This window comes from Pseudomonas sp. C7.1 (genome assembly GCF_056312395.1).
This window is the reverse complement of the sequence record NZ_JBWDTL010000003.1, coordinates 3049219-3072533: the sequence shown is the minus strand read 5'-3', so window position 1 is coordinate 3072533 and position 23315 is coordinate 3049219. Positions and strand designations below refer to the sequence as shown.

Annotated in this window: 20 protein-coding genes; 15 read left to right on the top strand and 5 right to left on the bottom strand. The window is 60.7% G+C overall.

All coding sequences use genetic code 11. The annotated features are described in order from the left end of the window. Positions 1-49 precede the first annotated feature (49 nt). The gene (locus AC0T4W_RS17840) at positions 50-4237 is read right to left on the bottom strand and encodes a bifunctional diguanylate cyclase/phosphodiesterase (protein ID WP_476321238.1); all 4188 of its coding nucleotides are present in this window, start codon (positions 4235-4237) and stop codon (positions 50-52) included. A 349-nt stretch (positions 4238-4586) separates the two neighbouring features. Here AC0T4W_RS17840 and ettA point away from each other — a divergent pair, with 349 nt between their 5' ends. After that, positions 4587-6254 carry an energy-dependent translational throttle protein EttA gene (gene ettA, locus AC0T4W_RS17835; RefSeq protein WP_275960645.1) on the top strand — a complete coding sequence of 556 codons (1668 nt, stop codon included), beginning with the start codon at positions 4587-4589 and terminating at the stop codon, positions 6252-6254. A 73-nt stretch (positions 6255-6327) separates the two neighbouring features. On the opposite strand, the gene AC0T4W_RS17830 is transcribed toward ettA, so the two are convergent. Further along, positions 6328-7194 carry an NAD-binding protein gene (locus AC0T4W_RS17830; RefSeq protein ID WP_476321235.1) on the bottom strand — a complete coding sequence of 289 codons (867 nt, stop codon included), beginning with the start codon at positions 7192-7194 and terminating at the stop codon, positions 6328-6330. After that, the gene (locus AC0T4W_RS17825; RefSeq protein ID WP_476321233.1) at positions 7179-7961 is read right to left on the bottom strand and encodes a cation:proton antiporter domain-containing protein; all 783 of its coding nucleotides are present in this window, start codon (positions 7959-7961) and stop codon (positions 7179-7181) included. The genes AC0T4W_RS17830 and AC0T4W_RS17825 overlap by 16 nt, the downstream gene beginning before the upstream one ends. A 135-nt stretch (positions 7962-8096) precedes the next feature. Here AC0T4W_RS17825 and AC0T4W_RS17820 point away from each other — a divergent pair, with 135 nt between their 5' ends. The 8 genes from AC0T4W_RS17820 (at position 8097) to AC0T4W_RS17785 (ending at position 15996) form a co-directional block, all read left to right on the top strand. Then, positions 8097-10559 (top strand): Lon protease family protein, encoded by a 2463-nt coding sequence (locus tag AC0T4W_RS17820; RefSeq protein WP_476321231.1) that lies wholly within the window; start codon positions 8097-8099, stop codon positions 10557-10559. A gap of 198 nt (positions 10560-10757) precedes the next feature. Next, positions 10758-11099, top strand: coding sequence for a PA4575 family protein (locus AC0T4W_RS17815; protein WP_476321229.1), 342 nt, complete (start codon positions 10758-10760; stop codon positions 11097-11099). A gap of 202 nt (positions 11100-11301) precedes the next feature. Then, positions 11302-11790: a TIGR00645 family protein gene (locus AC0T4W_RS17810; RefSeq protein ID WP_476321227.1), complete on the top strand. Its 489-nt coding sequence runs from the start codon at positions 11302-11304 to the stop codon at positions 11788-11790. Between the two features lie 142 nt (positions 11791-11932). Further along, positions 11933-12238, top strand: coding sequence for a DUF6482 family protein (locus tag AC0T4W_RS17805; protein WP_476321225.1), 306 nt, complete (start codon positions 11933-11935; stop codon positions 12236-12238). Between the two features lie 4 nt (positions 12239-12242). Then, positions 12243-13643: an exonuclease domain-containing protein gene (locus AC0T4W_RS17800; protein ID WP_476321223.1), complete on the top strand. Its 1401-nt coding sequence runs from the start codon at positions 12243-12245 to the stop codon at positions 13641-13643. After that, positions 13640-15175: a cryptochrome/photolyase family protein gene (locus AC0T4W_RS17795; protein WP_476321221.1), complete on the top strand. Its 1536-nt coding sequence runs from the start codon at positions 13640-13642 to the stop codon at positions 15173-15175. The genes AC0T4W_RS17800 and AC0T4W_RS17795 overlap by 4 nt, the downstream gene beginning before the upstream one ends. Next, the gene (locus tag AC0T4W_RS17790; RefSeq protein ID WP_476321219.1) at positions 15172-15318 is read left to right on the top strand and encodes a DUF2256 domain-containing protein; all 147 of its coding nucleotides are present in this window, start codon (positions 15172-15174) and stop codon (positions 15316-15318) included. Before AC0T4W_RS17795 ends, AC0T4W_RS17790 begins: the two co-directional genes overlap by 4 nt. Positions 15319-15378: 60 nt before the next feature. Further along, positions 15379-15996 (top strand): FKBP-type peptidyl-prolyl cis-trans isomerase, encoded by a 618-nt coding sequence (locus AC0T4W_RS17785; protein ID WP_476321217.1) that lies wholly within the window; start codon positions 15379-15381, stop codon positions 15994-15996. Positions 15997-16072: 76 nt separating this feature from the next. On the opposite strand, the gene AC0T4W_RS17780 is transcribed toward AC0T4W_RS17785, so the two are convergent. Both AC0T4W_RS17780 and AC0T4W_RS17775 read right to left on the bottom strand, forming a co-directional pair. Then, complete coding sequence (locus AC0T4W_RS17780) at positions 16073-16300, bottom strand: PA4570 family protein (protein ID WP_090249418.1); 228 nt, start codon at positions 16298-16300, stop codon at positions 16073-16075. 145 nt (positions 16301-16445) lie between these two features. Continuing rightward, the gene (locus AC0T4W_RS17775; protein WP_476321215.1) at positions 16446-17414 is read right to left on the bottom strand and encodes a polyprenyl synthetase family protein; all 969 of its coding nucleotides are present in this window, start codon (positions 17412-17414) and stop codon (positions 16446-16448) included. Between the two features lie 419 nt (positions 17415-17833). Here AC0T4W_RS17775 and rplU point away from each other — a divergent pair, with 419 nt between their 5' ends. The 6 genes from rplU (at position 17834) to AC0T4W_RS17745 (ending at position 23262) form a co-directional block, all read left to right on the top strand. Further along, the gene (rplU, locus tag AC0T4W_RS17770) at positions 17834-18145 is read left to right on the top strand and encodes a 50S ribosomal protein L21 (protein WP_339414415.1); all 312 of its coding nucleotides are present in this window, start codon (positions 17834-17836) and stop codon (positions 18143-18145) included. A 39-nt stretch (positions 18146-18184) separates the two neighbouring features. After that, a complete protein-coding gene (gene rpmA, locus AC0T4W_RS17765; RefSeq protein ID WP_003176049.1) occupies positions 18185-18442 on the top strand; it encodes a 50S ribosomal protein L27 in 258 nt (85 codons plus the stop codon). A 248-nt stretch (positions 18443-18690) separates the two neighbouring features. Beyond that, positions 18691-19914 (top strand): Obg family GTPase CgtA, encoded by a 1224-nt coding sequence (cgtA, locus tag AC0T4W_RS17760; protein ID WP_476321212.1) that lies wholly within the window; start codon positions 18691-18693, stop codon positions 19912-19914. A gap of 68 nt (positions 19915-19982) precedes the next feature. Beyond that, positions 19983-21101: a glutamate 5-kinase gene (gene proB / locus AC0T4W_RS17755; protein ID WP_476321210.1), complete on the top strand. Its 1119-nt coding sequence runs from the start codon at positions 19983-19985 to the stop codon at positions 21099-21101. Positions 21102-21398: 297 nt separating this feature from the next. Beyond that, entirely contained in the window at positions 21399-22613 is a 1215-nt protein-coding gene (locus AC0T4W_RS17750) for an IS110 family RNA-guided transposase (protein ID WP_476316702.1), read from the top strand. 184 nt (positions 22614-22797) lie between these two features. Beyond that, positions 22798-23262: a CreA family protein gene (locus tag AC0T4W_RS17745; RefSeq protein ID WP_476321208.1), complete on the top strand. Its 465-nt coding sequence runs from the start codon at positions 22798-22800 to the stop codon at positions 23260-23262. The last annotated feature ends 53 nt before the right edge of the window (positions 23263-23315 follow it).

Sequence of the window (23315 nt, the reverse complement as noted above, 5' to 3'; positions counted from 1 at the left end):
TGAAGCGTGGTCATCTGGCGGACAAGCGGGGCTCATGCGCGCAGGCGGCTCAGCCCAGCATAAACAGCGCGGTGCCGGTGAACAGGGCGGTGAATTGGTGCGCCGGCATGGGCCGGCCGAGCAGGAAGCCCTGCACTTCGTCACAGTCGTGACCGCGCAGGAAATCCAGTTGGGCCAAAGTTTCTACGCCTTCGGCGATTACCGTGAGATTAAGGCTGTGGGCCATGGCGATGATCGCCCGGGCAATCTGGCCGTCCTGCTCGCCGTGGGGCAGGCCGTCGACAAAGCTGCGGTCGATCTTCAGCACGTCGATGGGGAACTGCTTGAGGTAGTTCAGCGAGCTGTAGCCGGTGCCGAAGTCGTCGATGGCGATAAATACGCCGAGTTTCTTCAGGCTGCTGAGGGTGAGCATGGCGTTGGCCACGTCTTCCATCAAGATACTTTCGGTCAGTTCCAGCTCTAGACAGCCGGCGGGAATGCCGCTTTCTTCAAGGACCTGCGCGATCCGCTGATGCAGGTCACCTTCGGCAAACTGACGGGCCGAGAGGTTGACCGAAATCTTCGGTACGCGAATCTTCGTCTCGTGCCACTCGGCCAGTTGCCGGCAGGACTCGCGCAGCACCCAGTCGCCGACCTGCACCACCAGGCCCAGCTCTTCGAGCACCGGAATAAAGTCATTCGGGGGCACCAGGCCGCGCTGCGGATGCTGCCAGCGCAGCAGCGCTTCGGCGCCGGTCAGGCGCTTGCCGTCGCCGGAAAATTGCGGTTGGTAATACAGCTTGAACTCGCCCTGTTCGAGGGCGTGGCGCAGGTCGCTTTCCAGCTCCAGGCGCTCCAGGGCGCTGGCGTTCATATCGGCCTGGTAAAACTGAAAGTTGTTCTTGCCGCGTTCCTTGGCGTGGTACATGGCTGTGTCGGCGTTCTTCATCAGCTGGCTCAACTCGTTGCCATCCTGCGGCGCCAGGGCAATACCGATACTGGCGGTGACGAAGAACTCACGGCCTTCAAGGATAAACGGCTGCGCCAGGCTGGCGAGAATCTGCTCGCCGACGTGAATCGCACGTTTCAGTGCGCCGTCACGCTGGGCCTGGGATTGCAGCAGCAGGGTGAATTCGTCGCCGCCCATGCGCGCCACGGTGTCGTCACTGTCTACGCAGGCGCACAGGCGCACGGCGACTTCCTTGAGCATACGGTCGCCGGCGGCGTGGCCAAGGGAGTCGTTGATCGGCTTGAAGCGGTCGAGGTCGAGGAACATCAGCACCACCCATTCCTGGTGCCGCTCGCCGTGCTGCAGGGCGCTGTGCAGGCGGTCCTGGAACAGCGTGCGGTTAGGCAGCTGGGTCAGGGCGTCGTAGTAGGCCAGGCGATGGATGCGCTGCTCGCTGGCTTTGCGTTCGCTGATGTCGCTGAAGAAGCACACGTAGCTGACCAGGTCGCCTTCATCGTCCCTGACGGCGGTGATGCCGACCCAGGCCGGGAATTTCTCGCCGCTGCGGCGCTTGAGCCACACCTCGCCTTCCCAGCTGCCCTGCTGGTTGAGCTGTTTGATCACATAGGCCAGGTGGTTGGCCTGCTGGGTGTCGGCGGTGAGCATGTTCGGCAGTTGGTCGAGAATCTGCTTGGAGCTGTAGCCGCTGACCCGGCTGAAGGCGTTGTTGACCTGGACGATATAGCCGGCCGGGTCGGTAACCAGAATCGCCGCCGTGGAGTGCTCGAACACCGTGGCGGCCATGCGTAGGTCTTTCTCCGCGCGGCGCTGCAGGCTGATGTCGCGGCCTACACCCAGCAGGCCTTCGAAGCGCCCGCTGTCATCCCACATTGGCACCAGGCGCAGTTCTATCGGGATTTTCTGGCCGTCGGCGCGTAGTGCATCGAAGACAAACAGCTGCGGCAGGAATTCAGCACGCAGTTCGGCCAGCCGCTGCGGATCGCCAAGAGCGTTGCGCACGCGGTCGAGCAGGGCGTAGAAGCCCATCAACTGACGCGGGTTGGTGGTCAGGCTCTCGAAGCCATTGGCCAGCGCCCACTCACTGTCATAGCCGAGCACCGGCATTACTGACGGGCTGACATAGTTGAGCTGCAGCTGAGCATCGGTGGAGAAAATCACGTCGCTGATGCTTTCCGCCAGCAGGCGATAACGCTGCTCGCTGGTGCGCAGGGATTCGCTGTGGGTGATCTGCTCGGTGATGTCCTTGGCCACGCCGATCAAGCGGCCAACCCTGCCTTTAGGGTCGCGTGACAGAGCCTGCTCGCGGATATCGAACCAGTGCCAGCTGCCATCGCGGTGCCGCCAGCGTAGCTCGAACTGCATCAGCAGGCCATTGCCCTGCACCTGCTGGATATTGCGCATGCGCTGGTACAGCTCGACATCGTCGGGATGGAGGATTTTCTCCCACGGACGCTCACCGAGATCGCGCATTTCCGCCTTGCTGTAGCCCAGCTGCGGGCCGAGGTGGTTGTTGCTGTACATCACCCGCTTGTCGGCGATGTCGTGCACATAGATGGTGTCGGGTACCGCGTTGACCACATCTGACCAGAAGCGCTCGCGCTCAATCAGCGAGGTTTCGATGCGTTTGCGGTTGGTGATATCGCTGATGCTTAGGGTCACAGCCTGCAGGTCGTCGATGCTTTCTGGTAGGCGCAGTAATAGCCACAGATGCCGCTCGTGGCCTTGCAGGGTAAGGATCTGGCGCTCCATTTCCAGCTGGCCGTCGCCGTTGAGCAAGGCGCCGATCAGCTGCATGCGGAAGCCTTCTGGGCGCAGCGGGCCGCTGTTGAACAGGTGCTGCCAGGCCTGCTGGCTGGAGTTGACGCCGAGCAGTTGCAGGGCCACCTGATTGGTTTCGGTCAGGCGCAGGCGCTGGCAGAGTTCGCTATGGTGCTGCGGGTCTTCGTCCAGCCAGCGTTGCAGGCTGGCCATGTTGCGCAGTTGCTGCTGTTGCAGATAACGCTGCAGTTCGGTGAGGTCGAGCACGCAGAGGGCGGTGCCGGTGCCATCGAAGATGTCCTGGTAACGCCTGCGGGTTTCCTGCAGCACGTGCGAGGCGTGCTGCTCTTCGGTGACATCGCGCAGCACCCAGACAAAACCGGTGCGTTTGTTGTCTTCGCTCAGGTCGCTGCGGCTGATGTCGTAAAGGTGGGGAACGCCTTCCTGCTGGATTTCCACCAGGTCCGGGCCGAGGTCGTTGTGCAGGGCGGTGTCGTGCAGCAGCAGCGGGTCGAGGCGCGGCAGCAGTTTGAGCAGGTGCCAGTTGCACGCCTCGCTGTTGCTCAGGCCGAACATCGCCTCGGCCTGCGGGTTGAGGTATTGCAGCTGGCCGCTGCTGTCGGTGACCAGCACGCGCTCCTCAATGGCGCCCAGTACGCTGGCGGCTTGCTGCAGCGAACGCCGCGAGGCGGTATTCAGGGCATGCAAGCTGCGTTGTTCATGCAGCAGGCGATACAGCGCAAGCAGCGTGAGGGTGGCGCAGAGAATAAACAGCAGCAGCTTGCTGGCTTGCTGCGGCAGTTGCTCGGCCCGCACCTTGCGTTCATTGAACAGCGCACGCAGTTGCCAGTCGCTGCCCTTTAACGGGGATTGCAGCATGCTCTGGTCAAGGTTCTCGGCGGTAACCGGCGGCGCCACCGATGAGCTGTTGGTGCTCTGGGGCGTGTTGCTGGCAATCACCCGTTGTGCGTTGCGGTCTTCCAGTAGCCAGTGGTGCGGGCTTTGATGATGCTCCTGCAGCCAACTGGTTAACGCCTGATTACTCAAACGCAACACCCAGTAGCCGCTGGCGGCGCTGTCGGTGTTGCGCCGCAGCAGCAGGTAGATACTTCCATGGTCGTTGGCACTGAAGGCGTAGAAGAAGCTTTCGCCGCCGCCGCGTTGCAGCAACTCGGCCAGGTACAGCACATCTTCGGTGGGCGCATGGCTGTCGGCGATAATCCGGCCTTGGCTATTCAGCCAGGCCAGGCTGCGCAGGGCCGGGAAGACGCCGCGTAAGGTGTGCAACAGCTCTTCCAGCTCATCTGGGCTGCTTGGCGGCAGCACATGGGACTGCAACAGAGCCTGGCCGGCGCCGGCCTTGAGCTCCATGTTCAGGCCCAGGTGGTTGGCCAGTTGCGAGCTGTAGGCCAGGCCAAGCTGGCGCTGGTTGTTGAGCAGTTGCTGGGATTCCTGACGCAGTTGCCAGAGCAACAACACCAACATGCTCAACACCAGCACCACCAGTGCGCCTCGCGTCGGCCCACGCATCGTCACAGCTGGCGCAGGGCCAGGTGTGCGCGGTGTAGTTGGGGGCGTGACTGTTGGCAAAGACTTACATCCTGGGGCGGCGGCGATGGGTGGGTCCCTGGCGGGTGCGCAGAACGGCCGGCATGCAGGGGGCAGCTAGCATGCCATAACCGTGGCAAAGTGCCAGCGCCGCCGACGAGCGTCGTTTGCCCTGTTCGGCACATTCCGGTAGCTTTGCCGCACGCGCGCGTGACTGTGCAACGTCCGCTGCGCTGGCATCGCCTGGCGGCTCCGCCCCCGCCGTGTGGTCTTAGGCTGCACGCATCAGTTGGCGGCTTCTCTTTCGTTTCAACCCAGAACCAAGGTCATCATGGCTCAATACGTTTACACCATGCATCGGCTCGGCAAAGTAGTGCCGCCGAAGCGGGAAATCCTCAAGAACATCTCCCTGTCGTTCTTCCCCGGCGCGAAGATCGGCGTACTCGGCCTCAACGGTTCGGGTAAATCCACCTTGCTGAAGATCATGGCCGGGGTCGACACCGAGTTCGATGGCGAAGCCCGTCCGATGCCGGAGCTGAATATCGGCTACCTGCCGCAGGAGCCGCAGCTCGACCCGAGCAAGACCGTGCGCGAAGTGGTGGAAGAGGCCGTGAGCCAGATCAAGGACGCCCAGGCGCGCCTGGATCAGGTGTACGCCGCTTACGCCGAGCCGGATGCCGACTTCGACAAGCTGGCCGCTGAGCAGGCCAAGCTGGAAGCCATTCTGCAAACCAGCGATGGCCACAACCTTGAGCGTCAGCTGGAAGTCGCCGCCGACGCCCTGCGCCTGCCGGCCTGGGATGCCAAGGTCGAATTCCTCTCCGGTGGTGAAAAGCGCCGTGTGGCCCTGTGCCGCCTGCTGCTGTCGGCCCCCGACATGCTGCTGCTGGATGAGCCAACCAACCACCTGGACGCCGACTCGGTGGCCTGGCTGGAGCACTTCCTCCATGACTTCCCCGGCACCGTGGTCGCGATCACCCACGACCGGTACTTCCTGGACAACGTCGCTGGCTGGATTCTCGAACTCGACCGCGGCGCGGGCATTCCCTACGAGGGAAACTATTCGGGTTGGTTGGAAGCCAAATCGGATCGTCTGGCCCAGGAATCCAAGCAGCAGTCGGCCCATGAAAAGGCCATGAAGGAAGAGCTGGAGTGGGTGCGCAAAGGCGCCAAAGCTCGTCAGTCCAAGTCCAAGGCGCGCCTGCAGCGTTTCGAAGAAATGCAGTCCCAGGAATTCCAGAAGCGCAGCGAGACCAACGAAATCTACATCCCGGTCGGCCCGCGTCTGGGCGACAAGGTCATCGACTTCGTTAACGTCAGCAAGGGCTACGGCGACCGCGCGCTGATCGACAACCTGTCGTTCAGCATGCCCAAGGGCGCCATAGTCGGCGTGATAGGCGGTAACGGCGCTGGTAAGTCGACCCTGTTCCGCATGCTGATGGGCAAGGAGCAGCCGGACTCAGGCAGCATCGAGATCGGTGAAACCGTACAACTGGCCTGCGTTGACCAGAGCCGCGACGACCTCGACGGCAGCAAGACCGTGTGGGAAGCCGTTTCCGGTGGCTCCGACATGATCAAGATCGGCAACTATGAAGTGCCGTCGCGCACCTATGTCGGTCGCTTCAACTTCAAAGGCGGCGACCAGCAGAAGTTCGTCAAGGATCTCTCCGGTGGTGAGCGCGGCCGTCTGCACCTGGCCCTGACCCTGAAAGAGGGCGCCAATGTGCTGCTGCTGGACGAGCCGTCCAACGACCTCGACGTGGAAACCCTGCGTTCGCTGGAAGAAGCGCTGCTCGACTTCCCAGGTGCGGCCATTGTGATCTCTCACGATCGCTGGTTCCTGGATCGCGTAGCGACCCACATCCTGGCGTACGAAGACGACTCGCATATCGAGTTCTTCGAAGGTAACTACACCGAGTACGAAGCTGACCGTAAAAAACGCCTGGGCGACGCTGCCGCGCAGCCGCACCGCGTGCGTTACAAGAAGCTGGCGCAGTAAGCTCGCGCAGCAATACAAAACGGAGCCGCAAGGCTCCGTTTTTGTGTGTGCATGCCGGCCGCAGCCGCTGGCCTCACACCTGTTTGATTTCTTCCAGCAAACGCTGTGCTGCGGTTTGCGCCGCATCGCTATAAGGCCGCAGCACGCTGGCTGCGCCGGCATGGTGTAGCGCTTCGGCATCACCGGAGCGAAACGCACTGAGGGTGATCTGCCCCTTGAACGCCGCACTGCGTAAGGCGCGAAACAGGATGGCGTTGACCTCGCGCTGGGGGATGGTGCTGATCAGCGCCTGGGCGTGGTGTAGCGGCATATGGCTAAGAAAGTCCGCATCCTCGGCGTCGCCGTAGCAGGCGTTGAGGCCTTCTTCACGGGCCAGAGCCAAGGCCTGCGGGTCGAAATCCACGCCTAGGACGCGGCGGCCACCTTGCTCCAGTTGTGCGGCCAGTTGGCGCCCGTAGCGGCCCATACCATAAACGATGATATCTGGCTGCTCACCGGCTGGGGCGTTGTCGTCGGCGTTTTCCCGGTGCGGGATATGCCGCTCGAACGGCCCCAGCCAGGGTGACAGGCGCGCGAATAGCGGCTGCGCGTAGAGAATCATATAGGTCGATAGCGTAATGGTGATCAGCCCCACCAGAGTGGTCAGGCCCAGGGCGTCCTGGCCGATATGGCCGAGGCCGATGCCCATGGCGACAAAGATGATCGAGAACTCGCTGATCTGCGCCACGGTCAGCCCGGCCATAAACCCGGTGCGCTTGCGATAGCCCATCCAGCCCATGATGGCCATGACGATCAGCGGGTTGCCGATCAGCACGAAGGCCGAGAGGATCAGCGCACTGCCGATTTGCCCGTGAATATGGGCAAAGTCCAGCTGCAGGCCCAAGTGTAGAAAGAAGAACAGCAGCAGGAAGTCGCGCAGGCTGGTCAGGCGGCTGGCCACCGCTTCGCGCAGCGAGGTCGAGGCCGAGAGAAACCGGCGAGAAACGCGCCGATTTCCTTGGACAGGCCCAGCGAGTCGGCACCTGCCGCCAGCAAGGTGCCCCAGGCGATGGCCATCAGCATCAGCAGCTCGGGTGAGTCGGCCATCATATTCAGCAAGCGCGGCAGGGCGTAACGCATCAGCACAAACAGCACGGCCAGGCTGCCGAGCAGGGTGGCTGCCAATAGCAACGGGTGCATGCCGGGTTGCTCTGCGTTGCTCGGCTGATACAGGTTGAGGCCGAGCATAGCCAGCACCACGGCGATGTCCTGGACAATCAGGAAGCCCATGGCAATGCGCCCGTGCAGCGAGTCGATCTCGCCTTTGTCGGAGAGCAGTTTGACGATGATGATGGTGCTGGAGAACGTCAGCGCTACGGCCACATACAGCGCGGTCAGCCACTCCAAACCCAGCAGATAGCACAGGCCATAACCGAAGACGATGGTAAAGGTCAGCTGGCCCAGGCCTGTGGCCAGCGCCACTGGGCCTAGGGTGCGCACCAAACGCATATCCAGCTTGAGGCCGACCACGAACAGCAGCACCGTGATGCCGATTTCCGCGAGCAGCTGCAGGGGCTCGTTTTCACTGCTTAGGCCCAGCACAGCTGGGCCGGCAAGGATGCCAACCAGAATGTAGGCGATGATCAGCGGCTGGCGCAGTTTCACCGCGATGCCGCCGACCAAGGCTGAGAGGGCCAGTAATACCGCCACTTCCTGGAACAAGCTCATGGGCAACTCCTTGAAAAGGTGAGGGCATTGTAAAAAAAACGGCGGTAGGGCGCATGCGCTAGATCAAGCATACTGCTTGTGGCGAGCCGGGTATGGGGCGATGATTTGCCCAGCCCTCACGTCTAAGGATTTCCAATGCCAGACTCCGTCGCAGCCCATTTGCGGTTGGCACCTGAAGCACTTACCCGTCCCTTTTCCCCTGAGCAGTTCAATTTCAGCAATACCGAAGACCTCGAACCCTTCCGTGGCGTATTGGGCCAGGAGCGCGCCGTAGAGGCGCTGCAGTTCGGCGTGGCGATGCCGCGCCCCGGTTATAACGTGTTTGTCATGGGCGAGCCCGGCACCGGGCGTTTCTCCTTCGTCAAACGCTACCTCAAGGCCGAAGCCAAGCGTCTGGAAACTCCGGCTGACCGGGTGTACGTCAACCATTTCGATGAGCCGCGCGAGCCGCGTGCGCTGGAGTTGCCGTCTGGTACGGCTAGCGAGTTTCTTGCTGATATCAATGGTCTGATCGATAACCTGCTGGCGACCTTCCCGGCGGTGTTTGAGCACCCCTCGTTCCAGCAGAAAAAGAACGCCATCGACCGCGACTTCAATAAGCGCTACGACCAGGCGCTGGATGTGGTCGAGCGCCTGTCGCTGGAAAAGAACGTCGCCCTCTATCGTGACAGCAGCAATATCGCCTTCACCCCGATGCTCGACGGCAAGGCATTGGATGAGGCCGAGTTCGCCCAGCTGCCAGAAACCGAGCGTGAGCGCTTCCATGTTGATATCGCCAGCCTGGAAGAGCGCCTTAACGAGGAACTGTCCAGCCTGCCGCAGTGGAAGCGCGAGTCGAGCAACCTGTTGCGCCAGCTTAATGAGGAGACCATCACCATCGCCCTGCAGCCGCTGCTCGCGCCGCTGTCAGAGAAGTACGCGGAAAATGCCGGAGTTTGCGCCTATCTGCAGGCCGTGCAGGTCAACCTGCTGAAAACCGTGGTCGATCAGCTGGTTGAAGTGGAGAAGGCCGACGCACAAACCCGCAAGCTGCTCGAAGAGCAATACTGCCCGAGCCTAGTGGTTGGTCATCACGCCCAGGGTGGCGCGCCGGTGGTGTTCGAGCCGCACCCGACCTACGACAATCTGTTTGGCCGTATCGAATACAACACCGACCAGGGCGCGCTCTACACCAGCTACCGCCAGCTGCGCCCCGGCGCGCTGCATCGCGCCAACGGTGGCTTTCTGATTCTTGAAGCGGAGAAGATGCTCGGCGAGCCGTTTGTTTGGGATGCGCTCAAGCGCGCCCTGCAATCGCGCCAGCTGAAGATGGAGTCGCCGCTCGGTGACCTCGGCCGCATCGCCACCGTGACCCTGACCCCGCAGATGATCCCGCTGCACCTCAAGGTGGTGATCATCGGGTCGCGCCAACTGTATTACACGCTGCAAGACCTTGATCCGGACTTCCAAGAGATGTTCCGCGTCCTGGTCGACTTCGATGAAGACATTCCGCTGGCCGACGACAGCTTGGAGCAGTTCGCCCAGTTGATGAAAACCCGCACCTCGGAGGAGGGCATGGCACCGCTCACCGCCGCTGCTGTAGCGCGGGTGGCCACCTACAGTGCGCGCTTGGCAGAGCACCAGGGGCGGTTGTCGGCGCGCATCGGTGATCTGTTCCAGCTGGTCAGTGAGGCCGACTTTATCCGCAGCCTGGCCGGCGATGAAGTAACCGACGCCGGGCATATCGAGCGTGCGCTAAAGGCCAAGGCCACCCGCACGGGTCGCGTTTCGGCGCGGATTATCGACGACATGCTGGCCGGCATCATCTTGATCGATACCGCCGGCGCCGCCGTAGGCAAGTGCAACGGCCTGACCGTGCTGGAAGTCGGCGACTCGGCCTTTGGTGTGCCGGCGCGGATTTCCGCCACGGTTTATCCGGGCGGCAGCGGTATCGTCGACATCGAGCGCGAGGTGAATCTGGGTCAGCCGATCCACTCCAAAGGCGTGATGATCCTCACCGGTTACTTGGGCAGCCGTTATGCCCAGGAGTTCCCCCTGGAAATCTCCGCGAGCATCGCCCTTGAGCAGTCCTACGGCTATGTCGACGGTGACAGCGCCTCGCTCGGCGAGGTCTGCACGCTGATCTCGGCACTGTCGCGCACGCCGCTCAAGCAGTGTTTCGCCATTACCGGTTCGATCAACCAGTTTGGTGAAGTGCAGGCGGTTGGCGGGGTCAACGAGAAGATCGAAGGCTTCTTCCGCCTGTGTGAGGCGCGCGGCCTGACCAGCGAGCAGGGCGCGATCATCCCGCACTCCAACGTCACCACCTTGATGCTCGATGAGCGCGTGCTGCAGGCAGTGCGCGCCGGGCAGTTTCATATCTATGCCGTGCGCCAGGTCGACGAGGCGCTGAGCCTGTTGGTCGGTGCGGATGCCGGTTCGCCCAATGAGCAGGGGCAATTCCCGGCGGGCAGCGTCAATGCGCGGGTGGTCGAACGCCTGCGCGATATCGCCGCCATGGGCATGGACGAGGACGACAAGGAGGAGCCGAAGAAGGAGGAGCCAGCGGCTGCGGTCAAGGAGAAGAAGCCACGGGCGAAAAAGCCGACGGCGGAGTGACTGCTGCTTTGTGATAATTCGCCCGGTGGCTGGTCAGTCACTGAGCGAATTACATCATCGGCCAGTGCACCTGGCTCAGGCCGGCTTTTCCTCACTTCATCCACAGAGTTATCCACAGTAAGTGGGGGTAACTGTTGGCTTCCCAGCAACGCTTGCTCGGGTGTAGGCTGAAGACCTGCTCCCGAGAGGGTCGTCGCCATGTCGCGCAGCCTCAATCTCACCCGCCATTGTCTGGGCCTGGATACCCGTATCGAATGCGTGGTGTTGCCGTTGGCCGGCAACAATGGCCTCTGGACGCTGATCTGCGCGGCCGGCATGGCAGGTGCGCAGCCCTCCACGATCAAGGCGCAGGGCCCATTCCACGGGGCTTTAGCCGCCGAAAGCATCCTCGTTGATATCGCTGAAAGCCTGCAGGGTATGGGCTATGAGCAATCTGCCGACGTGCCGATCTGGCGCCTGCATATTCAGGCTGAGTTGCGCCGCTTGAACGGTGAGCGGGGCCACCATTTGCGCGATTGTCAGTTTCAGCCGGAAACCTGAGCGGGCACTTGCCGAGTATTTGACCAGTCGCCGAAAAGCCGCTGTAGATCAGGCTTACGGCCATTAATCCTGAGCCTGCCCACAAGGTTATCCACAGTTGCCGGGGATAACCTGAACGGCCATCGTTTGCCGCGTTCCGGGGTTGTTTGGGCGAGGGCGCTGGGTATACTCGCCGGCAGCCTTGAACCCTGAGTGAGCCCTTATGGAACGCTTTATCGAAAATGCCATGTATGCCTCACGTTGGCTGCTGGCACCTATCTACTTTGGCCTGTCGCTGGGGCTGCTGGCGCTGGCGCTGAAGTTCTTTCAAGAAGTCTTCCACATTCTGCCTAATGTCTTCGGCATGGCCGAGGCGGATCTGATTCTGGTGATCCTGTCGTTGATTGATATGGCGCTGGTCGGCGGCCTGCTGGTGATGGTGATGATTTCCGGTTATGAGAACTTCGTTTCTCAGCTGGATATTAAGGAGGGCACCGAGAAGCTCAGCTGGCTGGGCAAGATGGACTCCAGCTCGCTGAAGATGAAGGTAGCGGCCTCCATCGTGGCGATTTCCTCGATCCATCTGCTCAAAGTATTTATGAATGCGCAGAACATCCCCGACAGCAAGCTGATGTGGTACGTGATCATCCACATGGCCTTCGTTCTCTCGGCTTTTGCCATGGGCTATCTGGATAAGCTGACCAAGCACTGATCCCCTTTTCGCGTTCCTCCCGCCGCCCGGCCGTCGCAAAACGGACGGGCGGTTTGCGTTGTGCCTTGTGCTTTTCTGTTGTTATACAAGAATTGTATTTGTATAGATTTTTGTATAGCTTTAGCCGCCCGAGGACATCGCCATGAATCTGCAAGAGTTGTCACTGCACGCCCATGCTGGGCATATCGAAGCGCTCAACCTGATCTCCATCGAGGGCGGTATCTACCTGCTGGAGGCGCACATGGATGGCCGTGCCCATCCGCTCAGTGATGGTCATGGCAAAACCCTGCACCTGCGCTCGGTCGAGGATGCCCGCGATCTGCTGCACGATCTGCCGCGCGTGCCGTTTCACCTGGTGCACGCGGTGGTGCATGACGAGATGTGCGGCATGCAGGACGGTACCCAGGACACCCTACGTGTGCCGATTTCCTTCAACTCTTCCTGGTAACACCTTGAGCCCCCCAATTCCGCTGCTTGCGCGCCCGCTGGCCGTTATAGATGTACAGGTCACAGGTTTGCATCCTGGGAAGGACTGCATCTGGGAAATTGCCCTGCTGCAGGTCGAGGCAGGCGCAGTTATGGCGCGCCATACCTGGTTGTTGAAGCCGGCCTGCGCGTTGCCCAGCCACGTGTCGCGGCTGTCCGGCGTGTTGCCTGCAGAATTGGATGCCCAGCCGGCGTTTGCCGAGATCGCTATCGAGCTGGCCCAGTTATTGGACGGGCGGGTGGTGGTCGGATACAACCTGCGCATCGCCCATGCTTTTTTGCGGCGTGCCTTTACCCTTGCGGGCTTGTCGGTGCGTTACCGGCAGCTGTGCACATTGCGCCTCGCCCGCGTCGCCTGGCCGGATTTACCCGATTACGGCCTAGAGGCGCTGTGTGAGTCTCAGCAGATCAGCCGCTTCTTTCGCCATCGCGCGCTACCGGATGCCGAAGCCGTCTGGCAATTGCTCGCGTGCCTGCTGACGCAGCTGCCAGCTGACCTTTTGCAGGTTCAGGTGCAGCGCCAGCTGCGCAAGGCGGCAGTCCCGCGTTTTCTTAGCGCTGAGCGTTTGCAGGCGCTGCCCGCACGCCCTGGGGTGTATTACTTCTACGGCGAGAATCAGGCGCTGCTGTATGTCGGCAAAAGCCGCAATTTGCGCCAGCGGGTGCAGTCGCATTTCCAGAATGATCACCATAGTCGCCGAAGTCTGCAGGTGGCTCAACAGATCCGTGAGGTGCGCGTGCAACCTACGGCGGGTGAGTTGGGCGCGCTGTTGCTGGAGGCTGCGGAGGTCAAGCGTCTTTTGCCCTTGTATAACCGACAGTTGCGGCGTCAGCGTGAACTGTTGACCTGGGGGCTTAGCCACGTGCAGGGTGGTTGGCAGCTTGCATTGCAGGCCGTCGATACCAGCGCGCAGATTGACTGCAGTGTTGGTCTATTCCGCTCGCGGCGTCAGGCTCAGGGCTGGTTACGCAGCCAGGCGCGCAAGCATCAGCTGTGTTTGCGTTTGCTCGGTCTAGAAGGCGGCGCGGGGGCATGCTTTGCCACGCAATTGGGTGGCTGTAATGGCGCTTGTTGTGGGCAGGAGCCTCGTACCGCACATGATGCCCGGCTGCTGGCTGCCTGCGAGCAACTGCGTATTGCGGCCTGGCCGTGGCCGGGGGCTGTCGCACTGGTTGAGCGCGACCCTGAGCATGGGTTCTCGCAGTGGCATGTGCTGGATCAGTGGCGCTACCTGGGCACTGTCGATGACCCGGCTTTGCTACATTCAATCCGTCAGCAACCATCCCAGGCATTTAGCCTGGATGCTTATCACATTGTGCTGAGCCATTTGCGGCGCTGCCCACACACCGAGGTTGTTGTGCTATGACCACTCGCCGGCTTGCCCTGGTTTTGGGCGATCAGCTGTCTTTCGATTTGCCCAGTTTGCAGGCGCTAGACCCACAACAAGATGCTGTGCTGCTGGCTGAGGTGGCGGCGGAAACCGACTATGTGCCGCACCACCCGCAGAAGATCGCGCTGATCTTCAGTGCCATGCGCCACTTTGCCGAGGCCCTGCGCCAGCGCGGCTGGCGCGTGCAGTACGTCAAACTGGATGACCCGGACAACAGCGGCTCGCTGCCCGGCGAGTTGCAGCGCTGGACGAAGCAGTTGCAGGCCGTCGAGGTGCATATCACCGAATGTGGTGAGTGGCGCCTGGAGGATCAGTTAAAGCGCAGCAGCGTGCCAATCACCTGGCATGCCGACAGCCGCTTTATCTGCGACCGTGACGAGTTCGCCCGCTGGGCCGAAGGGCGCAAGCAGCTGCGTATGGAGTTCTTCTACCGCGAGATGCGCCGCAAGACCGGTCTGCTGCTCAACGGCGACGGCACGCCGGTAGGTGGTGCGTGGAACTTCGATGCGGAAAACCGCAAGGCGCTGCCCAAACAGATCAAGGCACCGATGACGGCGCGCTTTCCAGCGGATGCTATTACCCAGGAGGTGCTGGCACTGGTGGCCGAGCGCTTTAGTCATCACTACGGCAGCCTGGCATCCTTCGATTACCCGGTGACCCACGCCGAAGCTGAGGCGTTGTGGCAGCACTTTCTCGACTTTGCCTTGCCGGCTTTCGGCGATTATCAGGACGCCATGGCGGTTGGCGAGCCCTTTCTGTTTCATGCGCGGATCAGCGCGGCGTTGAATATTGGCCTGTTGGATGTGCGCCGCCTGTGCGCCGATGTCGAGGCAGCTTACTGGCGTGGTCAGGTGCCGCTAAACGCCGCCGAAGGGTTTATCCGCCAACTGATCGGCTGGCGCGAGTACGTGCGCGGCATCTACTGGCTGCATATGCCCGAGTACGCCGAGCGTAATAGCTTTGGTAATACCCGGCCGTTGCCGGAGTTTTACTGGACCGGTAAAACCCGGATGAAATGCATGAGCCAGGCCATCGGCCAGACCCTGGAACATGCCTACGCCCACCATATCCAGCGGCTGATGGTCACCGGCAACTTCGCCCTGCTGGCCGGCATCCAGCCCAGCCAGGTGTGCGACTGGTACCTGGCGGTGTATATGGATGCCTTCGACTGGGTCGAGCTGCCCAACACCCTGGGCATGGTCATGCATGCCGACGGCGGCTACCTGGGCTCTAAGCCCTATTGCGCCAGTGGTCAGTACATCAAGCGTATGTCCAACTACTGCGGCAGTTGCGCCTACAAGGTCACAGAAAGCGTCGGTGAACAGGCCTGTCCGTTTAATGCGCTGTATTGGCACTTCCTGATGCGCCACCGCCAGCAGCTATCCGGTAACCATCGGCTGGGCATGATCTATCGCGGCTTGGATAAGATGAGCGAAGCCAAGCAACAGGGCTTGTGGGCGCGCGGCGAGCAGCTGCTGGCGCGGCTGGATGCCGGCGAGGCGTTGTGAAAAAGGCTGAGCTGCCGGTCAAGAACTGTGCGGTCTGCGGGCTGCCCTTCACCTGGCGCAAGAAGTGGGCGCGCTGCTGGGATGAGGTGAAGTACTGCTCCGAGCGTTGTCGGCGCAATCGCCAAGGTGCGGCAGGCGGGTAGGGCGGGCAGGCGCTTTGTGCTAGGCTGGCCGACCTTTTTTAGCCCCAGCGGAGCAGTGCTATGTCCGAAATCAATCTCTCAACTGACGAAACCCGCGTCAGCTACGGCATCGGCCGTCAATTGGGTGGTCAGCTGCGCGACAACCCGCCGCCGGGTGCCAGCCTGGACGCTATCATCGTCGGTATCACTGATGCCTTCTCCGGCCAGCCAAGCCGCGTTAGCGAAGCCGAGCTGACCGCCAGCTTCAAAGTGATCCGCGACATTATGCAGGCCGAGGCTACTGCCAAGGCTGAAGCGGCTGCTGGCGCTGGCCTGGCTTTCCTTGCCGAAAATGCCAAGCGTGACGGCATCACCGTTCTGGCTTCCGGCCTGCAATATGAAGTGCTGAGCAGCGGTACTGGTGCTATGCCGACCCGCGAAGACACCATTCGTGCGCATTACCACGGCACCTTGATCGACGGCAGCGTGTTCGACAGTTCCTACGATCGCGGCCAGCCTGCTGAGTTTCCGGTTGGCGGCGTAATCGCCGGCTGGACCGAAGCCCTGCAGCTGATGAACGCCGGCAGCAAATGGCGCCTGTATGTGCCGAGCGAGCTGGCTTATGGCGAGCAAGGCGTTGGCAGCATCCCGCCGTATAGCGTGCTGGTGTTTGACGTGGAGCTGCTGGACGTTCTTTAACGCCTCTGGCGTTTTCCTTCGCGGGCATGGCCCGCTCCTACGAGTGTGTAGGAGCGGGCCATGCCCGCGATGCGTTTCAGGGGCGCAATGCCCGTGCATAGCAGTAAAGAAACAGATTGCGCACCAACTCCTTGAGCACCAGCGGCTCGCTAGAGTTTAGCTCGTGCAGGTCCAGATCCCCCTGGTCACGCAACTCATCCAGCGCATCTTCCTTAAGCAAGGCGCAGACTTCGCCAGTGTTGCGGTTAAGAATGCGCAGATACGGCTGCGGGCGGTCCAGCCAGGCATCGATCAGATAGGTCATAACTCATCTCCCTTTCAAGTGGTTAGATGAGAATAATTCTTATTGTATTTATAGCAAGTATTAATCGCTGCCTTTCGTCGTGGCAGCAAATGACGGTCATAAAAAACCCGTCACATGGACGGGCTCTTGTCTGTCGCGGCAAACCTCAGTGCGTGCGCGCTACGGCGAAGCGGCTGAGCTCGATCAGCGCGTCGCGGTATTCGCTGGGCGGCAGCGCATCCAGGCAAGTGATGGCGCGCTCGGCGTAGTCGCGGGCCTGCTGGGCGGTGTAGTCCAGCGCGCCAGCGGCTTCCACGGCGTTACGTATGCTTTCCAGATCTTCGATACCGCCTTTCTGGATTGCTTGGCGCACCATGGCCGCTTGCTCGGGCGTGCCTTCGCGCATGGTGTAGATCAGCGGCAGAGTCGGTTTGCCTTCGGCCAGGTCGTCGCCGACGTTCTTGCCCAGGGTGGTGGCATCACCACGGTAGTCGAGTAGGTCGTCGACCAGTTGGAAGGCCACGCCGAGGTGATCGCCAAAGGTGCGCAAGGCTTCGGTCTGCTCAGCATTGGCACCGGCGAGTGCGGCGGCGCTGTGGGTCGAGGCCTCGAAGAGCATCGCGGTTTTGCCACGGATGACTTCCATATAGGTTTCTTCGGTGGTGCTGGCGTCACGGATCTTCGACAGCTGCAGCACTTCGCCTTCGGCGATCACCCGAGTGGCCTTGGAGAGGATCTTCATCACCGGCATGGAGCCGAGCTCGACCATCATTTCGAACGAGCGCGAATAAAGGAAGTCGCCGACCAGCACGCTCGGTGCATTGCCCCATTGGGCGTTGGCGGTGCTGCGGCCACGGCGCATGTCAGACATGTCGACCACGTCGTCGTGCAGCAGAGTGGCGGTGTGTAGGAATTCTATGGTGGCCGCCAGCAGCCGCAGGTTGTCGCCTTCTATACCCAGCGCCTTGCCGCTGAGCAAGACCAGCAGCGGGCGCAGGCGCTTGCCGCCAGCGGAGATAATATAGTCGCCGATCTTCTCGACCAGAGGGACTCGCGACACCAGTTGCGCGCGGATGATGCCGTCGACGGCGGTAAAGTCATCCGCCACCACGCGGTAGAAAGCCTGGGGTTGCATCGCTTGCACCTGCTACTCATGGGATGCGCGGCATGTTAGGGTCTGTGCCCGTTTCAGCGCAAGCCGCGTTGCTGCGTAAAATCTCGCCAGGCTAGGCGGAGGACGCCGGGAATGGTGTTCCCTTGCCAAGTCCTCCAACAACGCATGGCGAGATTTTACGCGCAACCCGCAGGGCTACGGCGCGGCCGTGCTGTAACGGGCACAGACCCTGTCGGGCAGGGTAGGGGCTGTCAAGGCAAGCACTCTGCACACTTGCGTGGCGTCGGTTGCTTGCGTACAATCGCGCACCCTGAACTTCCCCCTGGGTATTTCCCTGCCTTACGCAATTGCAAGGGTGTCCTTGAAGGCCCCAAGCAGCCATGCCAGCCAACACTTATTCCTATAAAGCGCTGGGTGAGCAGGATTAACGGAGATTTACCATGTACGCAGTAATTGTTACTGGTGGCAAGCAATACAAAGTCACCGAAGGCGAATTCCTCAAGGTCGAAAAAATCGAGCTGGCCACTGGCGAAGCCGTGACTTTTGACCGTGTTCTGCTGATCGGCAATGGCGACGACGTGCAAATCGGCGCGCCGGTTGTTGAAGGTGCCAAGGTTGTTGCTGAAGTGATCGCTCAAGGTCGTCACGACAAGGTCACCATCATCAAGTTCCGTCGTCGTAAGCACCACATGAAGCGTCAGGGCCACCGTCAGTGGTACACCGAGATCAAAATCACCGGTATTCAGGCTTAATTCGTTAAGCGCTGATCCCTTTATAGGAGTATTGAACTCATGGCACACAAAAAAGCTGGCGGTAGTACCCGCAACGGTCGCGACTCAGAAGCTAAACGCCTTGGCGTGAAGATGTATGGCGGTCAGAAAATCATTCCTGGCAACATCATCGTGCGTCAGCGCGGCACCCAGTTCCACGCCGGTTACGGCGTTGGCATGGGTAAAGATCACACCCTCTTCGCAAAAATCGAAGGCGTGATCAAGTTTGAAGTAAAAGGCGCGTTCAACCGCCGTTATGTGAGCGTCGTTGCGGCTTAATTGCGCGACTGCTGGGAAAGCCCCGTCCTTGTGACGGGGCTTTTTTATTGGTTTGCCATCCATTGCGGCCATCCTGCGAGTCGTCGCAGGCGACGTTAGAAAACGCTCCAGGCGTTTTCTGTTTCTGTATTCTTGGGGTTCTTGCCAAACTGTCCTGGGTGTTAGCGTTTGTTTGGGCGCAGGTCAATTTTGCAAGAACCTGGTGTTTCTCGGTTTAGATGACCCGCGTGATTGCGGGGGGCGTAAAAATGAAATTCGTCGATGAAGTATCGATTTTTGTAAAAGCCGGCGACGGCGGTAACGGCATGATGGCTTTTCGTCGTGAAAAGTTTATCGAGAAGGGCGGCCCCAATGGTGGTGATGGCGGCGATGGTGGCTCGGTGTATATCGAGGCTCAAGCGAACCTCAATACCCTGGTGGACTACCGCTATACCCGTCGCTTCCAGGCGCAGAATGGTGAGAAGGGTGGCAGCACCGACTGTACGGGTGCCAAGGGCGAGGATCTGATCCTGCCGGTGCCAATTGGTACCACGGTGATTGATGCCGGTACCCAGGAAGTGATTGGCGACCTGACCCGCGCGGGCCAGCGTCTGCTGGTGGCCCAGGGGGGTTGGCATGGCCTGGGTAACACCCGCTTCAAGTCCAGCACCAACCGTGCGCCACGGCAGACCACGCCGGGCAAGCCGGGCGATGCGCGCGACCTCAAGTTGGAATTGAAGGTATTGGCTGATGTCGGTTTGCTCGGCTTGCCGAATGCCGGCAAGAGCACCTTTATCCGCTCGGTATCGGCCGCCAAGCCGAAGGTCGCCGACTATCCCTTCACCACTTTGGTGCCAAACCTGGGTGTGGTCAGTGTTGATCGCTACAAGAGCTTTGTGGTCGCCGATATTCCGGGGCTGATCGAAGGAGCTTCCCACGGAGCTGGTCTGGGTATTCGCTTCCTCAAGCACTTGTCGCGTACTCGTCTGCTGCTGCATTTGGTGGATATGGCGCCGCTGGATCTGACAGACCCGGCCGAATCTGCAGCCACCATTATTGATGAGCTGACCAAGTTCAGCCCATCGCTGGCGGAGCGTGAGCGCTGGCTGGTGCTGAACAAGGCGGATCAGATTCTCGATGAGGAGCAGGAAGCGCGCATCGCTGAAATCGTCGAGCGGATCGAGTGGGCTGGGCCGGTTTATGTGATTTCTGCCCTGGCGCGCGAGGGTACCGAGAAGCTCTGTTATGACATCATGGACTTCCTAGAGGCGCGCGCTGAGCGCATTCAGGAAAATCCAGAGTACGCCGCCGAGCTGGCCGAGCTGGATACGCGCATCGAAGATGAAGCGCGCGCTCAGTTGCAGGCGCTGGACGACAAACGTGCGCTGCGTCGTACTGGGGTCAAGGCGGTCGGTGACGTCGATGAGGACGATAGCTTCTGGGATGAAGAAGACGAAGATGATGGCCCGGAAATTATTTACGTCCGGGATTAAGCAACTACAAAACGCCGCTTAATTGCGGCGTTTTTGTAATCACAGGTCGCTGCTGGGGTTGGAAGATCATGCGTGACAAGGTAACCGGTGCGCAGCGCTGGGTAGTGAAGATTGGCAGTGCGCTGTTGACCGCCGATGGGCGTGGCCTGGATCGCGCAGCGATGGCGGTGTGGGTCAGGCAAATGGTTGTGCTGCGCGAGCAGGGCGTCGAGTTGGTGCTCGTGTCGTCCGGTGCGGTGGCGGCCGGCATGAGCAAGCTGGGTTGGGGTGCGCGACCGAGTGCCATGCATGAGCTGCAGGCGGCCGCAGCGATTGGTCAGATGGTGCTGATTCAAGCGTGGGAGTCGAGCTTTGCCGAGCATGGCCGGCGTACTGCGCAGATCCTGCTGACCCATGACGATCTGTCGGATCGCAAGCGCTACCTGAATGCGCGCAGCACCCTGCGCACCCTGGTGGATCTTGATGTGGTGCCGGTGATCAACGAGAACGACACCGTGGTCACCGATGAAATCCGCTTTGGTGACAACGACACCCTGGCCGCGCTGGTAGCCAACCTGGTCGAGGCAGACCTGCTGGTGATCCTCACTGATCGTGACGGCATGTATAACGCCGACCCTCGGCATAACCCTGGTGCTGAGCTGATTTTCGAGGCGCGTGCCGATGATCCGGCGCTGGATGCTGTCGCGGGCGGTGTGGGCGGCGCGCTCGGGCGTGGCGGTATGCAGACCAAGCTGCGTGCAGCGCGCCTGGCGGCGCGTTCCGGCGCGCATACGGTGATTGTCGGCGGTGCTATCGAGCAGGTGCTGGCGCGGCTCAAGGCGGGCGAGCGCCTGGGTACGCTGCTGGCGCCTGAGCGCGGCATGCTGGCGGCGCGCAAGCAGTGGCTGGCTGGGCATCTGCAGACTCGCGGCACGCTGGTGCTGGATGATGGTGCGGTCAAGGCCCTGGCCACCGGTACCAAGAGCCTGCTGCCGGTCGGTGTAAAGGCTGTGCAGGGTAGTTTCCGTCGCGGCGAGATGGTTGTTTGCGTCAGTCCGGATGGCCGCGAGATAGCTCGTGGGTTGGCCAACTACAGTGCGCTTGAGGCGCAAAAGATCATTGGTCAGTCGTCGGATGCCATTGAGAAGTTGCTGGGGTATGTTGACGAGCCCGAGTTGGTGCATCGGGATAATTTGATCCTGATCTGAAAACCTGCACAAAGTCTGCTGCGCGTCGGCCCTGCTGCGTTAACAGTCATGGCAGCCCCGCCACCCCTGATGATGAAAGAGAGCTATAGATAGGGAAGGTGGCGGTGAGAGGTCGCTAGTTTTTTTGGCGGAGACACCCCGTCGTTAACATGATCCAGCGAACTGACTCGTACCCCGGATTGCCTCTTTCGAGAGCGAACGCTAAATAGGCCGTTGGGGACTTGTTCCCTTCAGGCTCATTCAGTTCGATCACCGCCACCTTCCCGATCTTGAGTGTAGACAGCAGAGGGGTGGGGTATGGAATTGATTGCCCTTTATAAACGTGTGGTTGGACTGGATGTGCATCAGGCCCAGATCACTGCCTGCGCGGTGATTGAAGAGACGGATGGTCGCATCACAGTCGAGCACCGTCAGTTTGGCGCGTTCAAGCGTGATCGTCGGGCGCTGGCCGAGTGGGTAGCGGCTCTGCAGCCGGACGATGTGGTGATGGAGAGCACCGGCGTTTACTGGAAGAGCCCCTATGCGGCCCTGGAAGCGGTGGGTATCAGGGCCAAGGTGGTCAATGCTCGGCATGTCAAAAATGTACCTGGGCGCAAAACGGACATAGCCGATGCTCACTGGCTGGCGATCCTGGCGCGCGCTGGGCTCTTGCGTGGCTCGTTTGTGCCGCCGGCCAAGCTGCGCGAGTTGCGCCTGATTGCCAGGCAGCGGCAGAAGCTGGTCAGCCAGTTGGCCTCGGAGAAGAACCGCTTGCACAAGGTGTTGAGCGACAGCGGGGTGCGTCTCGGCGTCGTGGTGAGCGACCTGCATGGGCGTTCTGCGCGGGCCATGGTCAAGGCGATCATTGCGGGTCAGCCCGTACACGAAGTGCTCAAGTTCGCCACGCGCCGCCTGAAGGCCAGCCGTGAAGAGCTGTTCGAGGCGCTGCAAGGAGAACCGACGGCCAGCCACTGTTTTGTGCTCGACGAGTTGATGCAGCACATTGAAGAGCTTGAAGCGCGGATTTCCCGTTTCGAAGCCCGCCTGCTCAGCGAACTCGATAGCGAGCGCAATGCCCTGTCTCTTTTGCAGACCCTGCCCGGCGTTGACTTGATCGGCGCGGCGCTACTCATCGTTGAGATCGGCAGTGACATGGACGCCTTTGGTAGCGCTGATCGATTAGCCTCCTGGGTGGGCATCTGTCCAGGCAACAACGAGTCTGCAGGTAAACACAAACCTGGAAAGATACGTAAGGGCAATGCTCATGTGCGGCGGTTGTTATGCGAATTCTCGCACTCGGCCAGCCGCACTGCATCGGTATTCAAAACCAAGTTCCAGGCACTGGTGATTCGACGTGGCTACAAGCGCGCGATCATCGCCTTGGCTCACAAACTGCTACGTACCGTCTACTACATGCTCAAGCGGCGCGAACACTACCGGGACAGCGCCCTGGACTATGAAGCCTTGTCGGTCAAACGCAATTCAGCTCGCTGGCTCAGGGCACTGGAGAAGTTCGGCTACCTGCCGAGCTAAACCACCCCCGAGTGTTTTTTTGCTGGTGTCCGGCAGGTTCGCGCTCGTCTGTCAGATGGATTCTTTCACGCTAAAAACAGGCTCGGAATGCTCATGTACAGCAGTACACTCCGCGTCCTCGCCTGTTTTTGCCTTGCATGGCTCTAGCTCGCGAGACTTTGAATGGGTTTTGGAGGGAAGGCTGATGCGAGTGGTAAAGGGATTGCTGGGTGCGCTGGTGTTGCTGCCTGGTTTGGTGGCGGCCGAGCAGATTGGCGAAGTATCGACGGTTTTCAAGATCATGGGGCCGAACGACAAGATCGTTGTCGAGGCCTTTGATGATCCTAAGGTCGAGGGGGTGACCTGTTACCTGTCGCGCGCCAAGACTGGTGGCGTTAAGGGTGGTTTGGGCTTGGCCGAGGATCGCGCCGAAGCGTCGCTTGCCTGTCGTCAGGTTGGGCCGATCAGCTTTCTGGAGAGGCTCAAAGAAGGCGAAGAGGTCTTTCGCGAGCGCACTTCGTTGGTGTTCAAGACCATGCAGGTGGTGCGGTTCTTCGATCAGAAGCGCAATACCCTGGTTTATCTGGTCTACAGCGACCGGGTAATCGAGGGCAGTCCGCAGAATGCGGTAACGGCCATCCCGATTCTGCCGTGGCCGCAAAAGCCCTGAGCAAAAAAAGCCCGAAGCGATTCGGGCTTTTTTGTGGCTTGCCATTTTTTGGG